General features: G+C 50.5%; 19 protein-coding genes. 3 read left to right on the top strand and 16 right to left on the bottom strand.

The genetic code is table 11. The features are described 5' to 3' along the window. Window positions 1-84: 84 nt before the first annotated feature. A complete protein-coding gene (locus GYMC10_RS02815) occupies window positions 85-1,476 on the bottom strand; it encodes an MATE family efflux transporter (RefSeq protein ID WP_012818753.1) in 1,392 nt (463 codons plus the stop codon). Window positions 1,477-1,632: 156 nt separating this feature from the next. On the opposite strand from GYMC10_RS02815, the gene GYMC10_RS02810 reads away from it, so the two are divergent. Together GYMC10_RS02810 and GYMC10_RS32410 are read left to right on the top strand one after the other, a co-directional pair. Beyond that, the gene (locus GYMC10_RS02810) at window positions 1,633-2,502 is read left to right on the top strand and encodes an AraC family transcriptional regulator (RefSeq protein WP_012818752.1); all 870 of its coding nucleotides are present in this window, start codon (window positions 1,633-1,635) and stop codon (window positions 2,500-2,502) included. Window positions 2,503-2,689: 187 nt separating this feature from the next. Next, window positions 2,690-2,842: a hypothetical protein gene (locus GYMC10_RS32410; RefSeq protein WP_009591875.1), complete on the top strand. Its 153-nt coding sequence runs from the start codon at window positions 2,690-2,692 to the stop codon at window positions 2,840-2,842. A gap of 134 nt (window positions 2,843-2,976) precedes the next feature. Here GYMC10_RS32410 and GYMC10_RS02805 read toward each other — a convergent pair whose 3' ends face one another. From GYMC10_RS02805 to GYMC10_RS02785, 5 genes are all read right to left on the bottom strand, one after another. Next, complete coding sequence (locus GYMC10_RS02805; protein ID WP_012818751.1) at window positions 2,977-3,528, bottom strand: hypothetical protein; 552 nt, start codon at window positions 3,526-3,528, stop codon at window positions 2,977-2,979. 115 nt (window positions 3,529-3,643) lie between these two features. Continuing rightward, window positions 3,644-4,048 (bottom strand): ester cyclase, encoded by a 405-nt coding sequence (locus GYMC10_RS02800; protein ID WP_012818750.1) that lies wholly within the window; start codon window positions 4,046-4,048, stop codon window positions 3,644-3,646. 56 nt (window positions 4,049-4,104) lie between these two features. Further along, window positions 4,105-4,452 (bottom strand): ester cyclase, encoded by a 348-nt coding sequence (locus GYMC10_RS02795; RefSeq protein ID WP_012818749.1) that lies wholly within the window; start codon window positions 4,450-4,452, stop codon window positions 4,105-4,107. A 50-nt stretch (window positions 4,453-4,502) separates the two neighbouring features. Further along, on the bottom strand, window positions 4,503-5,699 hold the full coding sequence (locus GYMC10_RS02790; RefSeq protein WP_012818748.1) for an SGNH/GDSL hydrolase family protein: 1,197 nt from the start codon (window positions 5,697-5,699) through the stop codon (window positions 4,503-4,505). A 127-nt stretch (window positions 5,700-5,826) separates the two neighbouring features. Continuing rightward, complete coding sequence (locus GYMC10_RS02785) at window positions 5,827-6,378, bottom strand: NADPH-dependent FMN reductase (RefSeq protein ID WP_012818747.1); 552 nt, start codon at window positions 6,376-6,378, stop codon at window positions 5,827-5,829. Between the two features lie 264 nt (window positions 6,379-6,642). Here GYMC10_RS02785 and GYMC10_RS02780 point away from each other — a divergent pair, with 264 nt between their 5' ends. Continuing rightward, window positions 6,643-7,410, top strand: coding sequence for an ArsR/SmtB family transcription factor (locus GYMC10_RS02780; protein WP_012818746.1), 768 nt, complete (start codon window positions 6,643-6,645; stop codon window positions 7,408-7,410). 146 nt (window positions 7,411-7,556) lie between these two features. Here the strand turns inward: GYMC10_RS02780 and GYMC10_RS02775 are convergent, their stop codons facing one another. The 10 genes from GYMC10_RS02775 to GYMC10_RS02735 all read right to left on the bottom strand — a co-directional run bounded on the left by GYMC10_RS02775 (window position 7,557) and on the right by GYMC10_RS02735 (window position 18,599). After that, window positions 7,557-9,140, bottom strand: coding sequence for a response regulator (locus GYMC10_RS02775; protein ID WP_012818745.1), 1,584 nt, complete (start codon window positions 9,138-9,140; stop codon window positions 7,557-7,559). Further along, window positions 9,115-11,118, bottom strand: coding sequence for a sensor histidine kinase (locus GYMC10_RS02770; protein WP_012818744.1), 2,004 nt, complete (start codon window positions 11,116-11,118; stop codon window positions 9,115-9,117). Before GYMC10_RS02770 ends, GYMC10_RS02775 begins: the two co-directional genes overlap by 26 nt. Window positions 11,119-11,223: 105 nt before the next feature. Then, window positions 11,224-12,888, bottom strand: coding sequence for an extracellular solute-binding protein (locus GYMC10_RS02765; RefSeq protein ID WP_012818743.1), 1,665 nt, complete (start codon window positions 12,886-12,888; stop codon window positions 11,224-11,226). A 140-nt stretch (window positions 12,889-13,028) separates the two neighbouring features. Continuing rightward, a complete protein-coding gene (locus GYMC10_RS02760) occupies window positions 13,029-13,910 on the bottom strand; it encodes a carbohydrate ABC transporter permease (RefSeq protein ID WP_012818742.1) in 882 nt (293 codons plus the stop codon). Window positions 13,911-13,932: 22 nt separating this feature from the next. Next, window positions 13,933-14,928, bottom strand: a complete 996-nt coding sequence (locus GYMC10_RS02755; protein ID WP_012818741.1) for an ABC transporter permease — start codon at window positions 14,926-14,928, stop codon at window positions 13,933-13,935. A 336-nt stretch (window positions 14,929-15,264) separates the two neighbouring features. Then, window positions 15,265-15,438 (bottom strand): hypothetical protein, encoded by a 174-nt coding sequence (locus GYMC10_RS32405; RefSeq protein ID WP_009591843.1) that lies wholly within the window; start codon window positions 15,436-15,438, stop codon window positions 15,265-15,267. A gap of 188 nt (window positions 15,439-15,626) precedes the next feature. Then, complete coding sequence (locus GYMC10_RS02750; RefSeq protein WP_012818739.1) at window positions 15,627-15,863, bottom strand: cold-shock protein; 237 nt, start codon at window positions 15,861-15,863, stop codon at window positions 15,627-15,629. 96 nt (window positions 15,864-15,959) lie between these two features. Further along, window positions 15,960-16,160 (bottom strand): cold-shock protein CspD, encoded by a 201-nt coding sequence (gene cspD / locus GYMC10_RS02745; RefSeq protein ID WP_006207896.1) that lies wholly within the window; start codon window positions 16,158-16,160, stop codon window positions 15,960-15,962. A gap of 305 nt (window positions 16,161-16,465) precedes the next feature. After that, on the bottom strand, window positions 16,466-16,930 hold the full coding sequence (locus GYMC10_RS02740; RefSeq protein ID WP_012818738.1) for a pyridoxamine 5'-phosphate oxidase family protein: 465 nt from the start codon (window positions 16,928-16,930) through the stop codon (window positions 16,466-16,468). Window positions 16,931-16,958: 28 nt separating this feature from the next. Further along, window positions 16,959-18,599 carry a glycoside hydrolase family 5 protein gene (locus GYMC10_RS02735; RefSeq protein WP_012818737.1) on the bottom strand — a complete coding sequence of 547 codons (1,641 nt, stop codon included), beginning with the start codon at window positions 18,597-18,599 and terminating at the stop codon, window positions 16,959-16,961. Window positions 18,600-18,801: the final 202 nt, after the last annotated feature.

Below are 18,801 nucleotides of genomic sequence, written 5' to 3'. Positions count from 1 at the left end.
TACGTTATTTTTTTAGTATGTAAAAAAAAGGATACCCCGATGCCGCACGGCCGAAGTATCCTTTTTCTATATTATAACCAATCATTAAGCTTGCGCCGGGATCGGTTCCATTGAGTGTGCCTGATGGCTCACCGGTTCGACTTGCTCTGCCTTGCGGAGGTGCTTCTGCCCCCGCCAGCGGAAGAAAGACAACACGCCGCGCAAATACTCGTCGGCAATCATGCAGGAGTAGATGCCGATAAGACCCCATCCCATGTGTATGCCAAGCACATAGGACAGCCCGGTGGCGACAAGCCACATCGAGCCAAGGGAAATGTACATGGTGAACCTGGTATCTCCGACGGCATTGAGCGAGTTGCCGAGCGCCATGTTGAGCATTTTGCCGGGCTGGAGAATCAGGTTCATCCCAAGAAGCGATGCCCCGATCGCAACGATCGTCTTATCGTCCGTAAACAGCCCCAGTAGCTGTTTTCCGAAAACATACAGGATGAATGCATTGACGACCACGTAAATTGCCCCGATACCCAGTGCGCGGTACGCGCTTCGGTATGCCTCCCGGATCCGGCCTGCGCCGAACAGATGCGCGATCTGGATCTGGGCCGCCATCGCGATCGACGAGCCTAGCAGGAAGCAGAAGGACTCCAGCGTATTCATGTACGTACGGGCTGCCAGCTCGGCGGCACCCAGCGTTGCAATGAAGGAGTAGATGATCAGCTGCGTAAAAACCCAGCAGGACATATTGATGCCGAGCGGCCATCCGATCTTCAGGATTTCGCCGAACAGCGGGCGGTCGAACACCCGGAATTCCTTCCATTTGATTCGGTATTCAAAGGAACGAAGGAACATGTACAGCAGCAAGAGAACGGCAAGCAATCGGCTGACCACCGTCGAAACCGCAACGCCGGTAAGCCCCCACTGCGGGAAGCCGAAAGCCCCGAATATAAACCCATAGTTCATAATGACGTGGATGATATTCATCCCGATGGCCACGTACATCGGCCCGCGCGTGTTGCCGGTATTGCGGATGACCGTGCTCATCGTAGCCATCATGGCAATCAATATCATTCCGCCGCCGACAATGGAGATATACGTTCCCGCAAGCGGAAGCAGACGCTCCGGCAGCTGCAGCACCGAGGCGATAGCCTCCGGCATTGCAAACAATATCAAGCTGCACGCCAAGCCGATGATGGTGGTGGCGCTTACCGCCATGATGCCGATCGTTCGGGCATCCCCCGTCCGATGCGACCCGATCTTCTGGGCAATGAGAATGCCGGCACCGCTGGCGACCGTCATGAACAGCGTCGTCATCGCCTGAAACAGCTGATTGGAGAAGCCGACCACGGCCACCGCATCGTCGGAAATCCGGCTCACCATCAATGTATCCACCGCTCCCAGCAGAAACTGCAGGAACAGCTCGATAAATATGGGCCATGCGAGAACCCATAATGTAAATTTGTTTGTGTTTTTATCCAACATTCCAACCTCCACCCATGATGTAAGGGTTAAACACAATTCATGATGAAACGGTCTTTAACCTTTTCAAATTATAGATGGTATACTGGAGTTATAATATCATTTTCCGAACGAAAACTTTCAAAATTCAAACCTCGCGAACCACGAAAGGGCTTTCTTATGACGATCCTGAATTTTACCGTTCCGCCGCTGCCGGAATACATCAATAGCGGGCTTACCCGGGCTCCGATTCACAGTGGACACCCCAACCGCAAAAACATCGGCATCTTTGATCTGCTCGTCGTTAGGAAGGGACAGCTGTATGTCACCGAGAACGGAAGTCCTTATGAGATCAAACCCGGCATGTTCCTGATCCTGCGTCCCGATACACATCATTTCGGCACGAGGGGATGCACCGAGGAGACCGATTATTACTGGCTCCATTTCCAGACCTCCGGGGATTGGCACCCGGACGAGGCTTGCCAAGCGCCTAGAAGAGAGGAAGTTCCGGAGCTGAAGGCGATGACACCGAACTATTTTTCCGTTAACATTCCCCAGTTCGGCACCCTGCCTCAGCCGGAAAAGGCCATGGAGCTCCTGGCTACCCTGTCTTCGCTGGTTCAGTACGGTCACCAGGCCAAAATCCTGTGGCGGCAGCAGGTGGTGTTCCAAGAGCTCATCGAGTTGCTGGCCGCCGCACTGGATACGCCACTCTCCTCGCCCTCCTCCGCTTGTGCCGAACGGGCCGCAGCTTATCTGCGGAAGCATTATCGCGAGGAGTTCAAGGTACAGGAGCTCGGCGACCGCATTAACTTCCACCCTGTCTATATCGCACGCTGCATGCAGAAGGAATTCGGCTGCTCGCCGGTTGAATATTTGCAGCGCTATCGGATCGAACAGGCCAAGATGCTGCTGATGCAGACGGATTTCAGCATCAGCCGGGTCGCGGAAGAGGTCGGTTTCAATCATGCGGCCTACTTCACCTCCTGTTTCACGAAGCAGGAAGGGATCTCGCCGCGCAAATACAGGCAGCGGTTCTTCATGAATTAATTCATTTTTACGCGAAATCCAAGAAAGTGGCTTGCAACCTGGGCGGGAAGCCTTTATAATGAGAATTAACCACATGATAATGATTATCATTACCGGACAAGTGAGAATGTGTTGAGAATGTATTTACACTCAGGTTTACACGCTTTTCGCTTGAAGAGTTTATATACAAAGGAGAGCCGATTGACTTATGAAAACGACTTCCCGCCGCTGTTCTCTGCAAATGGATGATTACTTGGACCTGCTGAACCTCGCGATCCAGCTTGGAGACGTGAAGTGGCAGAAAGAAATCACCCGCAAAATGGAAATGACGCTGTCCACATTAGAGACCGCAGCTCAATAAATAACACAGGGATTACATAATCCTGCATATAGGAAAGACACCCCATCGCTATTCCGAGGCATGTCCTTGGAAAGCCGATCAGGTGTCTTTTTTCCGTCTACTATCGTTTCTTCTCCGGGTTCCGGCACTCTAAACTACTTCATCGCAAAACCATCCAAATCATGCTTCAACCGGTTGTTAAGCGCTACCAATTCGTCGTAATCGGAGATGTCCAGATTGACTTCTCCCCCCTCAACCGAATCCGAATCGTAATACACCTTGTACATCAGGGAAATCAATGCTTCCGAATCCTTCATGATGATCGCGTATTTCTTGACGTCTTCCTCCGAGAACTCCCCGTTCTCCGCATAGCTTTCCCGTATGCTGTCGGACAGAGTCAGGAACTTTCCCGCGATGGGGTTAAGCAGCTGCGAACGGACGGCTTCATCCGCTGTCTTGGAATACGCTTCGATGGCCGCCAGCTTCAGCCGCACTTCCGCAAGGCGCGCTTCATGAAGGGGCATGGATTTCAGAGCCAGAATGTCGGTGTAATGGCTCCATATTTGAAATAAAGATGTGCCCAAAATGCTTTGCAAGGTCATTTTCGTTCCCTGTTCGATTTTCTTCTGATGTTCAATCAGAAACACGGTGCAGGCCAGCACCAATGCTACCATCCATACCCAGATCCATTTCGCTGAATTCGTCATAACGCACCTCCGACTCCTCTATTTTACCATATAAGGGATAAAATGAGATGGAATATATCATAGTCTGAGGGCAAAATAAACGACCCAGTCAATAAGACTGGATCGTGCCGAGTCTTTAGCCGCCTCGAATTTGGCGCCACATCGTCACCATGTCGATCCAACCGCGATGTTCGGTTATTTTACCATCGGTTACCCGATATTGACGGTACAGTGTCACATCAATGGTATTGCCTGTTGGAGAGTTTCCAAAAAACATGCCGGTATGCGTGCCTTTTACCCCCATTCTTACTAATACCTTATCCCCTTGGGCGATCATCTGTTCCACGGTATAGTGTTTATCTGGAAATGCCCCCAGTATGGTTAAGGCAAATTGTTTCAGGCCTTCTTTGGATTGATAAGAATGCTCTTGATAACCGGGCGATAAAAATTGATCCGTGCTGTCCATATCACTCTGATTCCAGAAACTCTCGATAAACGCGGATACCGTTTCCATATTGTTCTGTTCTATTGTTTTCATCATAAAACATCTCCTTTGTTCGTTGGGTTTTCCGATTGCTTTACCGTTAACATCCGCAGCTACTTTGCCTGGATTTGGGGCAGCAGCGTCCCTGTATCGAACCAACCACTGTGATTCGTAATTTCGCCATCTACGATATGAAATTCCCGGAACTGGGTAATCTGAACGGATTTGCCCGTCGGCGGATTTCCTGCAAAGCTGGCATTATGCGTTCCTGTAATAACAATTCTTGCTATGACCTTCTCCCCTTGGGCTAAGGTATCAGCTAGCATATAGTGTTGATCCTCGAAGGCTTCTGCGATCTGTTCGGCAAAAAACTGATCCGTCTGATAAATATCCCCTTTATTCCACAACTCCTCGATCTTTGCGGTCACCATTTCGATATTGTTCTGCTCTATGGTCTTCATGAAAAACATCTCCTTTGTTGGTTATTTGCATTAGGAAAGCAGGCTGATTCCTATCTCTCAAATAGAGACAATGGGATACTATCAGCTAATGCCTTATATCCTGCATCGCTAAGATGCAGATGATCGCCAAAATCATAGGCGGGAAGCAGTTCGTTTGGAGCTTCGGGATTAGCTAAGGCCTTGTCAAAGTCAATCATTCCATCGAATACATGTTGAGTACGAATCCACTGGTTCACTTCTTGGCGAACTCGTTCCCTTTCCTCCGAGTAATAATTTGCATTGCCGAACGGGGTGAGGGTGCCTATACATATGCGTACTCCTTTGGTATGCGCTTCGACAGCCACCTTCTTCATGCCCGCGATGATTTGATTCGCGGTCGCATTCCCAAGGCCGATATCGTTGATACCTTCAAAAAAAATCACGTCTGTAATTCCAGGGTGAGAGAAAACGTCGCGATCTAAACGCGAAAGCACATTTTCTCCGGCTACGGGCAGACCAACGTCTGGACCGCTCTTTAGAATCTGATTCCCGACGATGCCGGAATTAAGGACTGAAATTTCCCGGTCTGTCTTTTCCCGGACAAGACGATCATAAAACAAGTCTGGCCACCGGTGGTTAGAGCCTGCGGTAGACGTACTCCCCTCTGTAATCGAGTCGCCTAGAGCAACAATCACTCGTGAATTTCTTCCCTGGGATAATACCTCCATACCGGATACCCAACAGCAGGAGTGGGTCTTTTGCTTGAAAAATTCTGCACTGTTATCCGAAGCGTGATCCCCATCGGCGATATAGCTGATTTGGGGTGGGGAAAAATGCCAAGTAGATGTTTTAGTTGATTGAGGAACATATATGCTTATGGCTACATCCACAGCTCCACTCACGTTAAGATCCACGGGATCAGTATAGATTTCTCGTCCGGCAGGAATGATGATGATTGATATCCGTTCGAATGTGACATGTCTATCGCTTCCTGGAATCGTATACCCATCTTTATTGGAAAGCGCTAAGTTTACGCTGCCGAATACTACCTGTTCGGAACCATACAGATTGGATAACTTCAATCGTATGGTAGAGCCGGCGGTATGGGGGTGTACGATCATGCGAATCGTCTGGTTATCCAATGTATCGAAGGCGGCGAATCTTGCATCGTAGTAAGTCTGGCTTGCAAACCAGGAACCCAACCAACGTTCGCCTGCCTCTACAGTTGTTCCTGCCGTCTTCTTTATACCTGGCTGAATTGCTTTCACATGTATTCTCCTTTCCACCTAATACGTAACTAAATGGTCACGTATTAGGCGCATCGTTATACAGTCATCCGTAAAATGCACAGTTACCCATAGGATGGATCGCAGTTTAGAAATCCGTGAAGTCCTGTTACCGTAATGACATGACGCCAACAGAAAGCGACCGGGTCAGAACGAGAAACTTCTCTACAGCAGCATCAACCCTCTCCCTCAGCCCAGCATCTAATGGAACACCCTCCGCATCAAAGCCTTGCGATCCCGCTCCGATAGAAATCCACTCCGGGCTGTTAACCCCATGCAAGTTGCGCATAATACTCTGAAGATGGGTCAGCGAGCTCACCCCGACCGGTCCGCCTGCAGAGCTCACGGAAAGCACCGGTTTCCCCGATATATGACTTACATTCATGTAATCCAGGGCATTTTTGAGCACCCCTGAAATCGAACCATGATATTCCGGTGTCGCGAAGATCAATCCGTCCGCACCTTTGACTATATCCAATACATACTGGACATTCGGGCTCAGTTCCTCGTTGTCAGGCGAATAAAGCGGTAATTCCAATTCATTCAATTCGATACATGCGGCTGAAATTTGATGACCTTGCAGCAGCCTCCCGATATAGCGAAGCAATAACGTACTTGTAGCTCCTTGACGATTACTGCCCGCGATCATAACAATTTTCATATGTTTCCTCATCCTCCCTGTACTTTTTAACCACTATGGATTCTTAATCATCCAGACCTATGCTGTTTACTATGCTCTTTACTATGCTGCTTCGTCACTTTCATACCTCCCCATTCGTCCATTCAAAATGCCGTAAGCTGACAAACGATTCGTTGTATGATAATATGTGACTATACTGTCACGTTTATAATACGTTACCATTAGGTCACGTGTCAATAGCCATTTGAATTTTCTTAGCATGCTGTTAAGAAGGAGATGTCACGATTGGAAAATGAAATATTTAAAGCACTGGCGGATCCCAGCCGGCGAACTCTCTTGGATCTGCTGTATAAATCAGATGGGCAAAGTTTAAGCGAGCTGTGCGTTCCCCTTGCGATGACCCGATTCGGCGTCATGAAGCATCTTCATATACTGGAGGAAGCCGGCCTTGTCACAACGAGAAAGGTAGGCCGGGAGAAGCTGCATTATCTGAATTCCGTGCCGATCCGTCAAATATACGACCGGTGGGTCAGCAAATACGCTGAGCCCTGGGCGCTGGAATTAACATCCCTTAAAAATGAATTGGAGCGTGAACCGGATATGGAACAGAAACCCCGTCATGTAAACCAGATTGCTATTAAAGCAGCACCCGAGCAAGTATGGCGCGCCATAACCGATCCAGCCAAGACATCAAAGTTCTGGTACAACTGCTCGATCCAATCCAACTGGGAAATCGGTTCGCCATTCAACCTAAAGAACCCCGAGGGCAAGGTTCAAGCAGAGGGGACCATAATAAGTATAGATCCGCCGCATAAGCTGGTTCTGAGTTGGAGGATGTTAATAACCGATGATACTGCCGGCGAAAAGCCCTCGCGCATTACGTGGGAAATCGATCCCCATGCCGAGCTTAACGGCGTAACCCTGGTAACGGTTATCCATGATGAGTTTGATCAGGCGCTGCATACGGCTAACACGCTGAAGTTAGGCTTGCCGATCGTACTGTCGGGATTGAAGACCTTACTTGAAACGGGCTCAACGCTCACTAGTCAATAGTGGCGTCAACCGTGAAAAGGGGATCGGATGTAAAATAACAGTCCCCGGTTCATATAAGAGGGAGAACCCTGCCGCTTGACGGACAAGGTTCTCCCTTCATAGACAATACCATTTTGGCGACTGGTCCTCCCAGCGTTTTTTTGAAATCATTCCTGCTGCAAGCCTGCATCCGTCTGCACCTTGATCCGGTATTCATGCGGCGAGATGCCTTCCAGCTCTTTGAAGACGCGCGAGAATTGCTTGGTGTTCTCAAACCCGACCGCTTTGCCGATGTCGGCAAGTTTCATGTCACCGTCCTGAAGCAGGTCCTTGGCTTTCGTTATTCGCAGCTTTTTGAGATAAACCACGAAATTTTCGCCCGTATGTGCCTTAAACGCTTCGCTGAAATACGAATAATTCAACGATACATAATTGCTGACCATTGCCATGTTCAGCGGCCTGTGATAATTCTCCTCCATGTAGCTGACCGCTGCCTTGATCTCGGAATGCTCGCTGTGGGCGGAACGGATCCCTTTCACATATTCGTTCACGTGCAGCAGCAGATGCTCCAGATTCCTGAAATACGTATGGAAATGACGGTAATTGTCCATCGTCCCAACCTTGCGGTACAGCTTCAACACTTCCACCATGGAGTCTCCGTACACGCGGAACACTTCGTCCAGCACCCGTTCATTAATCCGTTTGCTGACAAACTCCAAATAATCGATGGCCACATGGGGCATGTCATCGATATGGAAAATGTCCAGCAGCAGCGCCTTGATCTCCCGTTCCCGTTCCGTGCCGAGCATGTTGCCGAGCTTGCGGATATTCTCTTCCGGCACCGGGTACGTGTTCAGCTCCCCTTGAATGTCATCATGGCTCATCAGTTTGACGTTGGGGTGAATGAACGTATAACTCAAAGCGGTCAGCGCCTGGTTGTAACAGCTCCGAATATCCTCGAACCGGAAGCCTTTCCGGCTAATTCCGACGAAGAGCCCGTCCATCTCCCGCTCGGTAAACTGCCGTGCCAGCTTCTCGAATTGTCCGTCCGGACTGCCGATGAGCACGACCCTCCCCTTACCGTCCAGGAAACACGCATTGATCCGCCCTTCCACCGAAGCCGTCATGTTATCAATCAGCTGCTTCAGCTCATCTTTGTTCATGGAGTTGCCGTCTTCGTATTTGTATTTCATCACCGCTACCCGAAATGGCTTTACGAAGGAATCAAATCCGATTTCAGCCGCGGCAGCCTCCGGCTCCCCATTCACACCTTGGGGCCGCTCCAGGAGTTCCTTCAGCCGATGGGTCTGCAGCTGTTGAAGATATGCGTCACTGGCCGCCATGCGGTCATGCAAGTCCGCTTGCCGGATCAAAACTTCTTCTGTCTTTCGGAGGGCAGCGAACAGTTCGTCCCGTCGAATCGGCTTAAGAAGGTACTCTTTCACCTGGTACCGGATCGCCGCCTTCGCATATTCAAAATCGTCATACCCGCTAAGAATCAGAAAGACGGGTTTAACGCCCAGCGGACCCTCCCGTTCGGCCAGTGCCTCGATCAGGCGTATTCCGTCCATGACCGGCATCCGGATGTCCGTAATGACGATATCGGCCGGTTGTTCGTTGTAGGCTTCCAGCGCTTCCTGCCCTTGGGCAGCCAAACGGATCTCGTATTGATCCGGGAACTCCCGTTCAATCATCGTTTTCAGGCCATACCGGATATTCTTCTCATCATCCACGATCATCAGACTTCTCATGTCCACTGCCTCCTCCTGTTAACAGCACTTTAGGGAATGTCATGGTCACCTGCGTAAACTTCCCCTTTTCGCTCTTCAATTCGATTCCATATTCATTCCCATAGAACAACCGGATTCGCTGGTGCACGTTTCGAAGCCCGATTCCACCGGCCTGCACGCCGCCGCGCCCATAATCTCCCGAAGGGAGCTCCTCGTCGTCCGCCGTTCGCAGAATCTCGCCCAGCCTGCCCAGCCGATAAGGCTCGATCCCGATTCCATTGTCCGTGACGTTAATCGTAATCTGGTCCTCTTCCCATGCGATGACATCGATCTTGATCTGCTTCTCCTGATCCGGGAACTCCGGCCAGGCATGCTTGACGGCATTTTCCACGATGGGCTGCAGCGACATTTTCAATACCTCGAGCTCCATGAATTCGGATGGAATGTTGAGTTCAAGTCGGATCGGCTCGTCGAACCGGATATTCATTACATCGATATAGTTGCGGATATGGCGAATCTCATCCCTCAGCTTGACGTACTCTCCCGACCATTTGAAGTTATAACGCATCATTCCGCCTAGGGAGGTCAGCGCGTCCGAAATCGTCCGCTGTCCCTCGATTTCGGCCAGCATTTTAATATTTTCGAGCGTGTTGTACAGGAAATGGGAATCGATCTGGCTGTGCAGCGTGCGCAGCTCCGCCTCCTTGGTCACCGCCTGCTTGCGAACCCCTTGGGCAATCAGTTCATTGATGGTGCGGATCAATTTGTTAAAATGATGCGCCAGTTCGCCCACCTCGCCGCCGCCCCGGATCGCAATGGCCGCGGTAACCTCTCCCTTGCGGACTCTCTTCATCGTTTCCGTTAAACGACGCAGGCTCTTCAGGATAATGGAATTTAAGTAATACGTAATAATCGACAACAGAATGATCAGCACGACGTTCGCGGCTATAATCTGTCCCTGGGCCTTGGATACGTTATTCAGCGCCCCTTCCAGGGAAACGACATTCAGCACGTGGGCATGAAGCCGCTCCATCGGCGTCGCAATCAGCAGGAACGAGGAACCGTCCAGGCTGAACCTGGCATGCATGGTCTCCTCGGAGTCGCCCGTCTGCAGCTTCAGCTTAGCGAATTGAAGCTCCACCTCGTCCCGGAGTCCCTCGTGACTGGTCATGAACGATTGGCTTCGATCCATGAACAGCTTCCCTTCCTGATCCACGATGACCATCTGCGAGCTGTTATCCACGATACCGGCAAAGGTCTTCGGAGCAAAATACTTGAGCAGCATATCCACCTGAATCACGCCGCTGTAATTCCCGTTATGGACTTGGCGGATCAAGGACACCTTCGGCTGCTCTTCGGACACGTCGGCGGCGTAGCGCTGCAGAATATCGGGATCGCGGTGGTTGAATACCCACATCTCCCCGCCATCCAACTCCTTGACCTTGGGAAACCACGGCTCGCTTGCGATCCGTTTCTCATGGAAAATGATCGGCCACATCTCCGTCACGTACGAGTTGTTGGTGTATAACCGAAGATGCGTAATATTCGGATTGTTCGTTTGGATCCGTTGTATATCCTTGAAGGGCCCCCATGCCAAATCGATCAGCCATGCCGGCTCGGGCTCTTCATTGATCCGAAGATAATCCTTGATCCCGTCGTCCGAAATCGCCAGCTGTGCGGCCATTTCGATCGCCTCGATCTGGTTCAGCATGTTCATCTTCTCGATCTCCAGCAGGAACGAGTTCTGGTTAAGCGCATCGCTGATATAGGTATCCCGAATCTGCTTGAAAAAATAATTCGACACGATCATGCTCGGAATCAGCAAAATCAAAATATAGGCAGCAACCAAACGGCTCTGCATCGACCTGCGGCCAATCCAATAGGTAAACGATTGTATAAGCGATGCCATTCGTTTCATCATGACTGTCACATCCCGTTTCATGAAATAACCGTAACCGAGTCCTGGATGGAAAGGCAGCAACAGCCGATCGGATACCATCCTATATTAGCTCGTGATGCGACAAAAGGCACCCTATTTCGACAAAATCGATCATAGGGTACCTTGCGCCTGCATTCTGTTTTTTTCGCGCTCTAGAGAAAATCCTTACTTCAAGAATTCCTCAAGCTTCTTGACGTTCTCTTCGTATTCTTTCTGTCTGTATTCCTGAACCTTCGCGAATCCGAGCGATTCGCGTTTCGCTTGGTAATCGTTCCAGATTTGATCGAATTCGGCATCCGTTTTGGCAAAGATCAGCTTCGGCAGAATTTTGCCCCACTCGCTCATGACCTTGTCGTTAATGATGCCTTCCTCAGAGCCGGCATCCGGATCCAGCTGATCGAATTGCGAGAAGCTCTGGGTCTTGCCGCGGGTCCAGTCTTCCATTTGCTTAAACGGCTCGACTGCAGCAGGCATCCAAGGCTGCGTAACGTTATTATCCATCATCATCCAGAAGGTGTGGGATGCTCCGTACTTTTTGTCGAATGCGCCGCGGTCGCTGTTCAGCAGCTCTGCAACCTCAGGCAGGAATTGGTCTTTGCCGTCAATCGTATCCCATGTCACGCCTTTTTCGCCCAAGTAGGTATCACGCTGGCCTTCTTCGGAGATCAGGTAATCCAGGAAGCGAATGGCACGCGCTTTGTCTTTTACGTTCTTGGAGATCAAGGTTACCGTCCAGCCGGAGATCGAAGGACCCGACAAGGTCGGCTGATCCAGGTTGGAGTTAGCCGGTCCGTCCACTGCGATGTAGACGGAGTTCGGATCGTTTGCATACAGCGCGTTCTGCTGGTTCGCCATATCGCTGCGTTGGTACAGCATCGCGAAATAGCGACCCTGTGCGATTTTTTCTTCCATCTGCGGGCGTTTATCCACGAAAATATCCTTGGACATCAGACCTTTTTCATTCGCCATCCGAAACGTCTTCAACCATCTTACATATTCCGGATCGGTGCTGCGGTCATACAGCTTTCCGTCTTTATCCTGCGGAATGGCGAGGAAGTTCTGCAGGTAGCCCTCAAGGGAGCTGTTGCCTTTTTCATGGAAATCATGCAATCCAAACGGAATGAGCGGCTGTCCGTTCACGTCCGGGAACATTTTCTTGGCGTCCTCAAGCGCTTTCAGGAAACCTTCCGGCGTGCGCATATCCGGGCTTCCGAGTGCCTCATACATGTCTTTGCGGACCAGGAACGTTTGGTTGGAGGTAATGTTATCGCCAAACTTCTCATAGTCCTTCGGTGAAGAGGAGGCATTCGGATAACCGTAAATATTGCCGTCATCCTTGGTGTACCACGACACCTTCGCAGGGTCGGTTACTTTATAGAAATACGGATCGTATTGGTCGGCCAGTTCGTTCAGCGGCAGAACGAGGTCGCCTTCGATCATTTTTTTGACAGCGTCTTCATACCATCCCAGCGTAATAAAATCAGGCAGTGTGCCGGAAGCGATCATCGTATTCATCTTCTCGGCTTCGTTCCCTGCCGGCACGATGAAGTTGACGTTAACCCCCGTCTTCTTCGTTACGTATTGCGACGTAATGTCCTCGCCCCATTTGTTCGGGAACCAGGCGAAGTTGATGTACCAATCAAACGTAATCGGGGAGGTATCGACTTCCCATCCCGGCTGGTCCTGAGTCAGTTTTACTTCCTCTGCCGGTTTGTCTTCCTCTTTTTCCGACGCGCTATTATCACCGCCGGACGAGCATGCTGTTGTAAAGGCCATGACCAGTGCGAACATCAACAACAGAAGGCTCTTTGGCTTAAGCATCTTGCTCATGTGTTTACCCCTTTTCTTATTTAAAAATATGATTATATAGAACTCCCGCCATATTAGGCAAGAGAAGCTACCGGTAAGATTTCGCCTCCCCCGGTTCTCTCCGGGAGATGGGAAGGAAACATCTACGAACATCCTGTGAATTAACCTTTAATGGAGCCAATCATCATCCCTTTGACGAAGTACCGCTGCAGAAACGGATAGACGAAGACAATCGGCGCCGTCGTTACGACCATGGTCGCCATTTTGATCGATTGGGAGGTGACCGTCTTGGCAACGCCGCCCGGAACCTGTGCCATCATCTGATTGGAGCTGGATTGTGCGACGACTTTATACAGATACGTCTGGATCGGCTGCAGATCCGTATTGTTGATATAAATGACGCCGGTGAAATAGTCATTCCACTGGAACACCCCATGAAACAAGGCAATCGTCGCGATAACCGGCATGGATACCGGCAGCACAACCCGGAGGAAGATGGACCAGTCATTAGCCCCGTCAATCTTCGCCGCCTCCTCCAGACCGTCCGGAATTTCCCTGAAGAAGGTCATGAAAATGATGAGGTCGAAGAAACTGAACATGAACGGAATAATGTACACCAGGAAGCTGTCGAGCATATTCAAATCCTTGATCAACAGATAAGTCGGAATTAGTCCGCCGGTGAAAAACATCGTCACCGTTCCGAGCAAAATATAGAATTTGCCGCCGATCAGACCCTTCCGCGAGAATGCATAAGCCACCATGGCGGTGAAGAGGACATGGATGAACACACCAATGACGGTTTTGGCTACGGTAATGCCCATCGCCGTCATGATGCCGGAGCTCTGGAACACCGCGCTGAAATTCTCGAGGCTGAACATCCGCGGCCACCAGTAGATTCCTCCGCGCATGGCGTCCTGCCCGTCATTGAAGGCATTTACCAGCACGTACCAGATCGGGTAGATCGTCAGGAAGCATACGATCAGCATGCCGAAGTTGTTGAATATATCAAAGAAGGCTTCGCCTTTGGTTCTGCGTTTAAGCATGGTATATCATTCTCCCTTCTCGTTAGAACAGCGAGGTGTCGTTCAGTTTTTTGGTCACCCTGTTCGCAATCAACAGCAGGATGATCGCAATGACGGACTTGAACAATGCGACGGCTTGCGCGTAGGAATAACGTCCGTTCTGCATCCCGGTGTGGTACACAAAAATATCGATGACGTTGCTCGCGCTTTCGTTCAGCGAATTCCGGAGCACCAAAATCTGATCGAAGTTGGAGTTCAGCACACCGCCGACCGCAAGGATGAAGAGGATGGATATGGTCGACTTGATGCTTGGCAGCGTGATATACCACATTTTCTGAAACCGGCCGGCGCCGTCAATCGTGGAGGCCTCGTACATTTCCGGCGAAATGCTGGCAATGGCCGCCAGATAGATGATTGCAGACCACCCGAGCTCCTTCCAGATATCCGAAGTGATAATGATTCCCCAGAAGTATTTCGGCTCGGCCAAATACGTGATCGGCTCATCGATAATATGCAGGGCCAGCAAGATATTGTTGATGATCCCGATATCCGCAAGCCAGGTCATCAGAATGCCGCCCAGGATGACCCATGACAAGAAGTGAGGCAGATAAGAGATCGTCTGGATCGTTCGCTTGTAGCGAACCGACCGGATCTCGTTCAGGAAGAGCGCAAAGATAATCGGAAGCGGAAATCCGATGAACAGCTTCAGCAAGCTGATCCCGAGCGTGTTCCGCATGACGTTGGTAAAGTCCTCGTCCGAGAAAAATTCCTTAAAATGCGCAAGCCCTACCCAGGGAGCTTCGCCGATGGATTTGACGATGTTGAATTCTTTGAATGCAATGATGACACCGTACATGGGAATGTAGTTGAAGATGATCATCCACACAACGCCGAGCAGCGCCATAATTTGAAGATGTCGTTGGCCGTAGAGCTTTCTGAGCCACCTTTTTCTGTCAAGCTTCCTCTTATCCTGCACAGAAGGCTCCATCGAGGGACCGACACCGGTTTCGGAAACGTCGGCATGAAGTTGATTTTGCATGGTTATGACCTCCAAGTTGATCCTATCATTTTGAAAACCCTTACATTCTCTATATTTCTATTGTAAATCGTACATGGTCTGCATGTAAGGTTTCAGATTTCGTATCAAGGGGCTCATTTTTCGGGTAAACAACGGCAAGAACGAAAATTGCGCCCCCCAAACGAAATATCGTTCCCATTCCTGACCGGGACACAAAAAAAAGGCATGAACAGCAGCCGCCTCAGTAGCTGCCATTCATGCCTTCTCTCTTGGATGATTTACTGCCCCAAGCCGATTCTCTGATCGGCAAGGCTTCCATGTCATCCTTGTTCTAACGTATATCAAACGGTTTCCCCGTTATTCCTCTTTGTCTTCCTCGCGCTGTTCCTGTTTGCTTTCGTGTTCCTGCTGGTATTTCTCACGCATCAGCTTCTGCATGATGAATTTCTCCTGATCGTTCAAGCCGCCTTGGTTCTCCTGAATGATCATGTTGTCGATGTTACGCTTCAGTACCTCGGTTTGCGTGTTCAATACATTTCACTCCTTTGAATTTTGCGTCCCTTATGCTGCGAAATCATTCTGACCCAGAATGTAAGGGTACACGTATTACTAACCATTCTCCTTCCAATGAAACAGAAATAGACGGATTTACCATAAAATCCGAAGGTAGCTTCAAGAAGAATTAGTGTTTGCCCAGCGCTTTCTCTAGGTATTAGCTGCTATTTGCGCTCGATCTGAATCCCCTTAGCAAGAGATTTCTGTTGTTTATTGGTATTAACTAGCTGCGGCAGGCTTCTCGTTTCCTTGACCATAGGGGAATGACACAAATGGCATACCGGTTCCGTGTCGAACGCAAAATCGTCCCGCATCCACCCTTTGCAGTCTTCCTTCGTGCATGCCCACACTTCCGTTATTTCCTCAGGAATACTCTCCATCGAGTTTTTACGCGAATACATGAACGCTCCTCCTTATTCTCGTCTTAGAAAATAGAAACGCCGTATAAAAGAAAACTGCCCTTAATGTCGCACATTAAGGGCAGTCTTCAATTGTAATTACAATTTAACAACGTTCTCAGCTTGTGGTCCACGGTTTCCTTCAACGATGTTGAATTCAACGCGTTGGCCTTCGTCAAGCGTTTTGAAGCCGTCGCCTTGGATCGCGCTGAAGTGAACGAATACATCGTTACCGCCTTCAACTTCGATGAAACCAAAGCCCTTTTCAGCATTAAACCATTTAACAGTTCCTGTTTGCATGGGGGAATCCTCCTTGATATATATTTACATGACCTTTTTTCTTCGCAGACGGAATAAAAAAATTCACATATTGCACAAGGTTACCAGAAATGACAACCCTCTACAATATGTGAATTCAGGTCGATTTCGATATTCATATCTTAACACATTTGAACGACGATAGCAAATACCTAAGCAAAAGATTCTGCGGAAAAATTAAAGTTGTCTTCTTCGGCATCATTCCGATTAAGCACGAGCAGGCATATATAACTCCCGTCATATCCCGGGAGTTATATATGGAGCAGGAATTATACGAACAACCCTCGTTACTTCCGCAATTCCTCAAGCGTTTCCTTCCACCGTTCCAACGCTTGATCCGGCTCGTGAAGCTGAAACCTGATAGCCGACGTAATATCCGCATACTTCGCGATATCCTCGCGAACGGCGACGACCTCGGCATCGAAACGCTGCCGCGGATGCCGGGCATCGGGCAGATCGGGAAGCGCCTGGAGGCGCAGCCGAACATAATGAGCCGCTCCATCATGAATGGCTACCAAGGTAGCCTGTCCGGACCGAAGGAGATTGCCCGTCGTAACCGTCCCCTGCCATAATGCAATCCGAAGCCGGTTCCGGTCCAAGGCCAGAACCTCCCCTACGCTGAGCATGGCCGTATTCGGCCATCCATCTTCCGTTACGCTCAATAGCAGCATCGCTTCGTATTGCTTCGACTCCAGATCGGAGCCGTCCAGCCATCGGCACAATCCTTCTGATATTGCCGCCTGTTCCGTCACAGCACCATCTCTCCTTCACCTTATCCATTTAACGCGCTTCGGTAAATTCCAGCCAATCCAGCTCGATGCGGCCCTTATTCACCATGAACACCAGATCCACGGGGCCTTCCTCAATCGGCATCCCCCCGGCCAGCCTATGAACGTGCCACTGTCCTTCGCCCGTGCCCGACAAGGAAATGGCTTCAGGCTCCCGATCCCCGACCTGCAGCATAATATCCACCGCACCCTCCGGAATCAGGGCCCGAACATCCAGATGAAAGATGCCTGCGCCAGCGCAAAGCGCATCATAAGCAAGCCAATCGCCCTCCCGGAGCTGCACGCATACCAGGTTATCCTCTGCCCACGGCTTGCCGCCTTCCGAAGCGTAGCTCGGCTTCTCCGCCTTGCCCGTCATCATCCGCATCGGAACGCCGTCAGAAATGCGGAAGCCGATATTCTGGCTGGCCTTCTTCTCGACATGATACGAAACGCCCTCGCCCCGATACCCGTAAAACTCCGCCGGAATCTGAATGGGCAGCCGACGCAGCAGCGACCGGGCTACGTTCGGGTAGGCATCGCAGGCTTCCAGCGGAAGACGGTCCAGGTATTCGCCAAGAATCGCTTCCGCTTCGGCTGGAGACGGCTTCTCACCGCCTTCCAGGTAACCCGTCAGCTTATCCCAGCCTTCCGGCATGCGGATCGAGAACGGCGAATTCCGGGTGTTCATCTTCTTCCAGGTCCAGAAGTTCCAGGATATGTTATGGTCCTCGAACATCCGGAAGGCCCCCGTATACCACTGCGGGTTGTTCTCCCCGCCTTCGCCCATGAAGATCGGCACATTCCACTCCTCGCGCAGATCGATATACTTCTGAATGCTCTCCGTGTCGGGATTGTTCCAATATTTATGGAACTGCAGCATCAGGTTATCATCGAATTTATCGTCAAATATGCTCCAGTCCGTAGACCAGTGCACGCCTTCCAGAATGATCATATGACGCTTGTCCACTTCGCGTATGGCCGCGGTGATTTCCTTATACAGCGGCATCACCCGGTCATTGTACTCGCTGAACCAGTCGGGCAGCGGTTCGTTAAGCAGGTCGTAACCGGCAACGATCCACTCGTCTTTATATCGTTCCGCCAGCATACGCCACAGCGCCACGGTCCGCTCCGCGTTCAGCCGATCCGTGAACAGCTCCGGCAAATCCCGCTCGGAATCGTCGATATTGGCGCCGGTCTGCCCGCCGGGCGCGCCATGCAAATCCAGAATAACATACAGCGAATACGTCCTGCACCAATCGATCACCCGATCGATGAGCCTCAGATGGCCTTCATGATAGGCAAACGGCGGATGCTGCCCTTCCTCCATGATAAACCTGGCATTGATCGGCACCCGGATGGAATTGAAGCCTTCCGCGGCGATCTGCCGGATATCGGCTTCCGAGATATACCGATCATAATAGGTCTTCCAGAACGCGGCCGCCTTCTCCTCGCCGATCAGCTCCCTGATCATGCCTTCGATGCGCCGCGGGCGGTCTCCCTGGTCCGGCATCTTCCACATGTAGCCTTCCGGCAGCAGCCAGCTACCAAGCCCGACCCCCTGCAGCAGAATTTCCTGCCCGTCCCCGTTCACCACGCGTTTGCCGTCCGCCTTAACAAAACCGCTTACCAAAGGATTTCCGCTATCATTCATATTGGCATTCCCTCGCTTCCATGTCTGTAACGAATGTAATTGACCTGTACCTATCAACGACGATATTCCACCCATAGGCCAAACATCAAACAAAATATAACATGTCATGCAGGGCAATAAGCCTCATTCCGAAAATCAGGGAATCATCCTGAAATATCGGCCGCCGGCCAACCGAAAAAGGCGCTCTCCTCCTATCGAGGAT

It is taken from the genome of Paenibacillus sp. Y412MC10 (assembly GCF_000024685.1).
Taxonomy (GTDB): domain Bacteria; phylum Bacillota; class Bacilli; order Paenibacillales; family Paenibacillaceae; genus Paenibacillus_AQ; species Paenibacillus_AQ lautus_A.
This window is presented reverse-complemented; position numbering and strand designations above follow the sequence as displayed.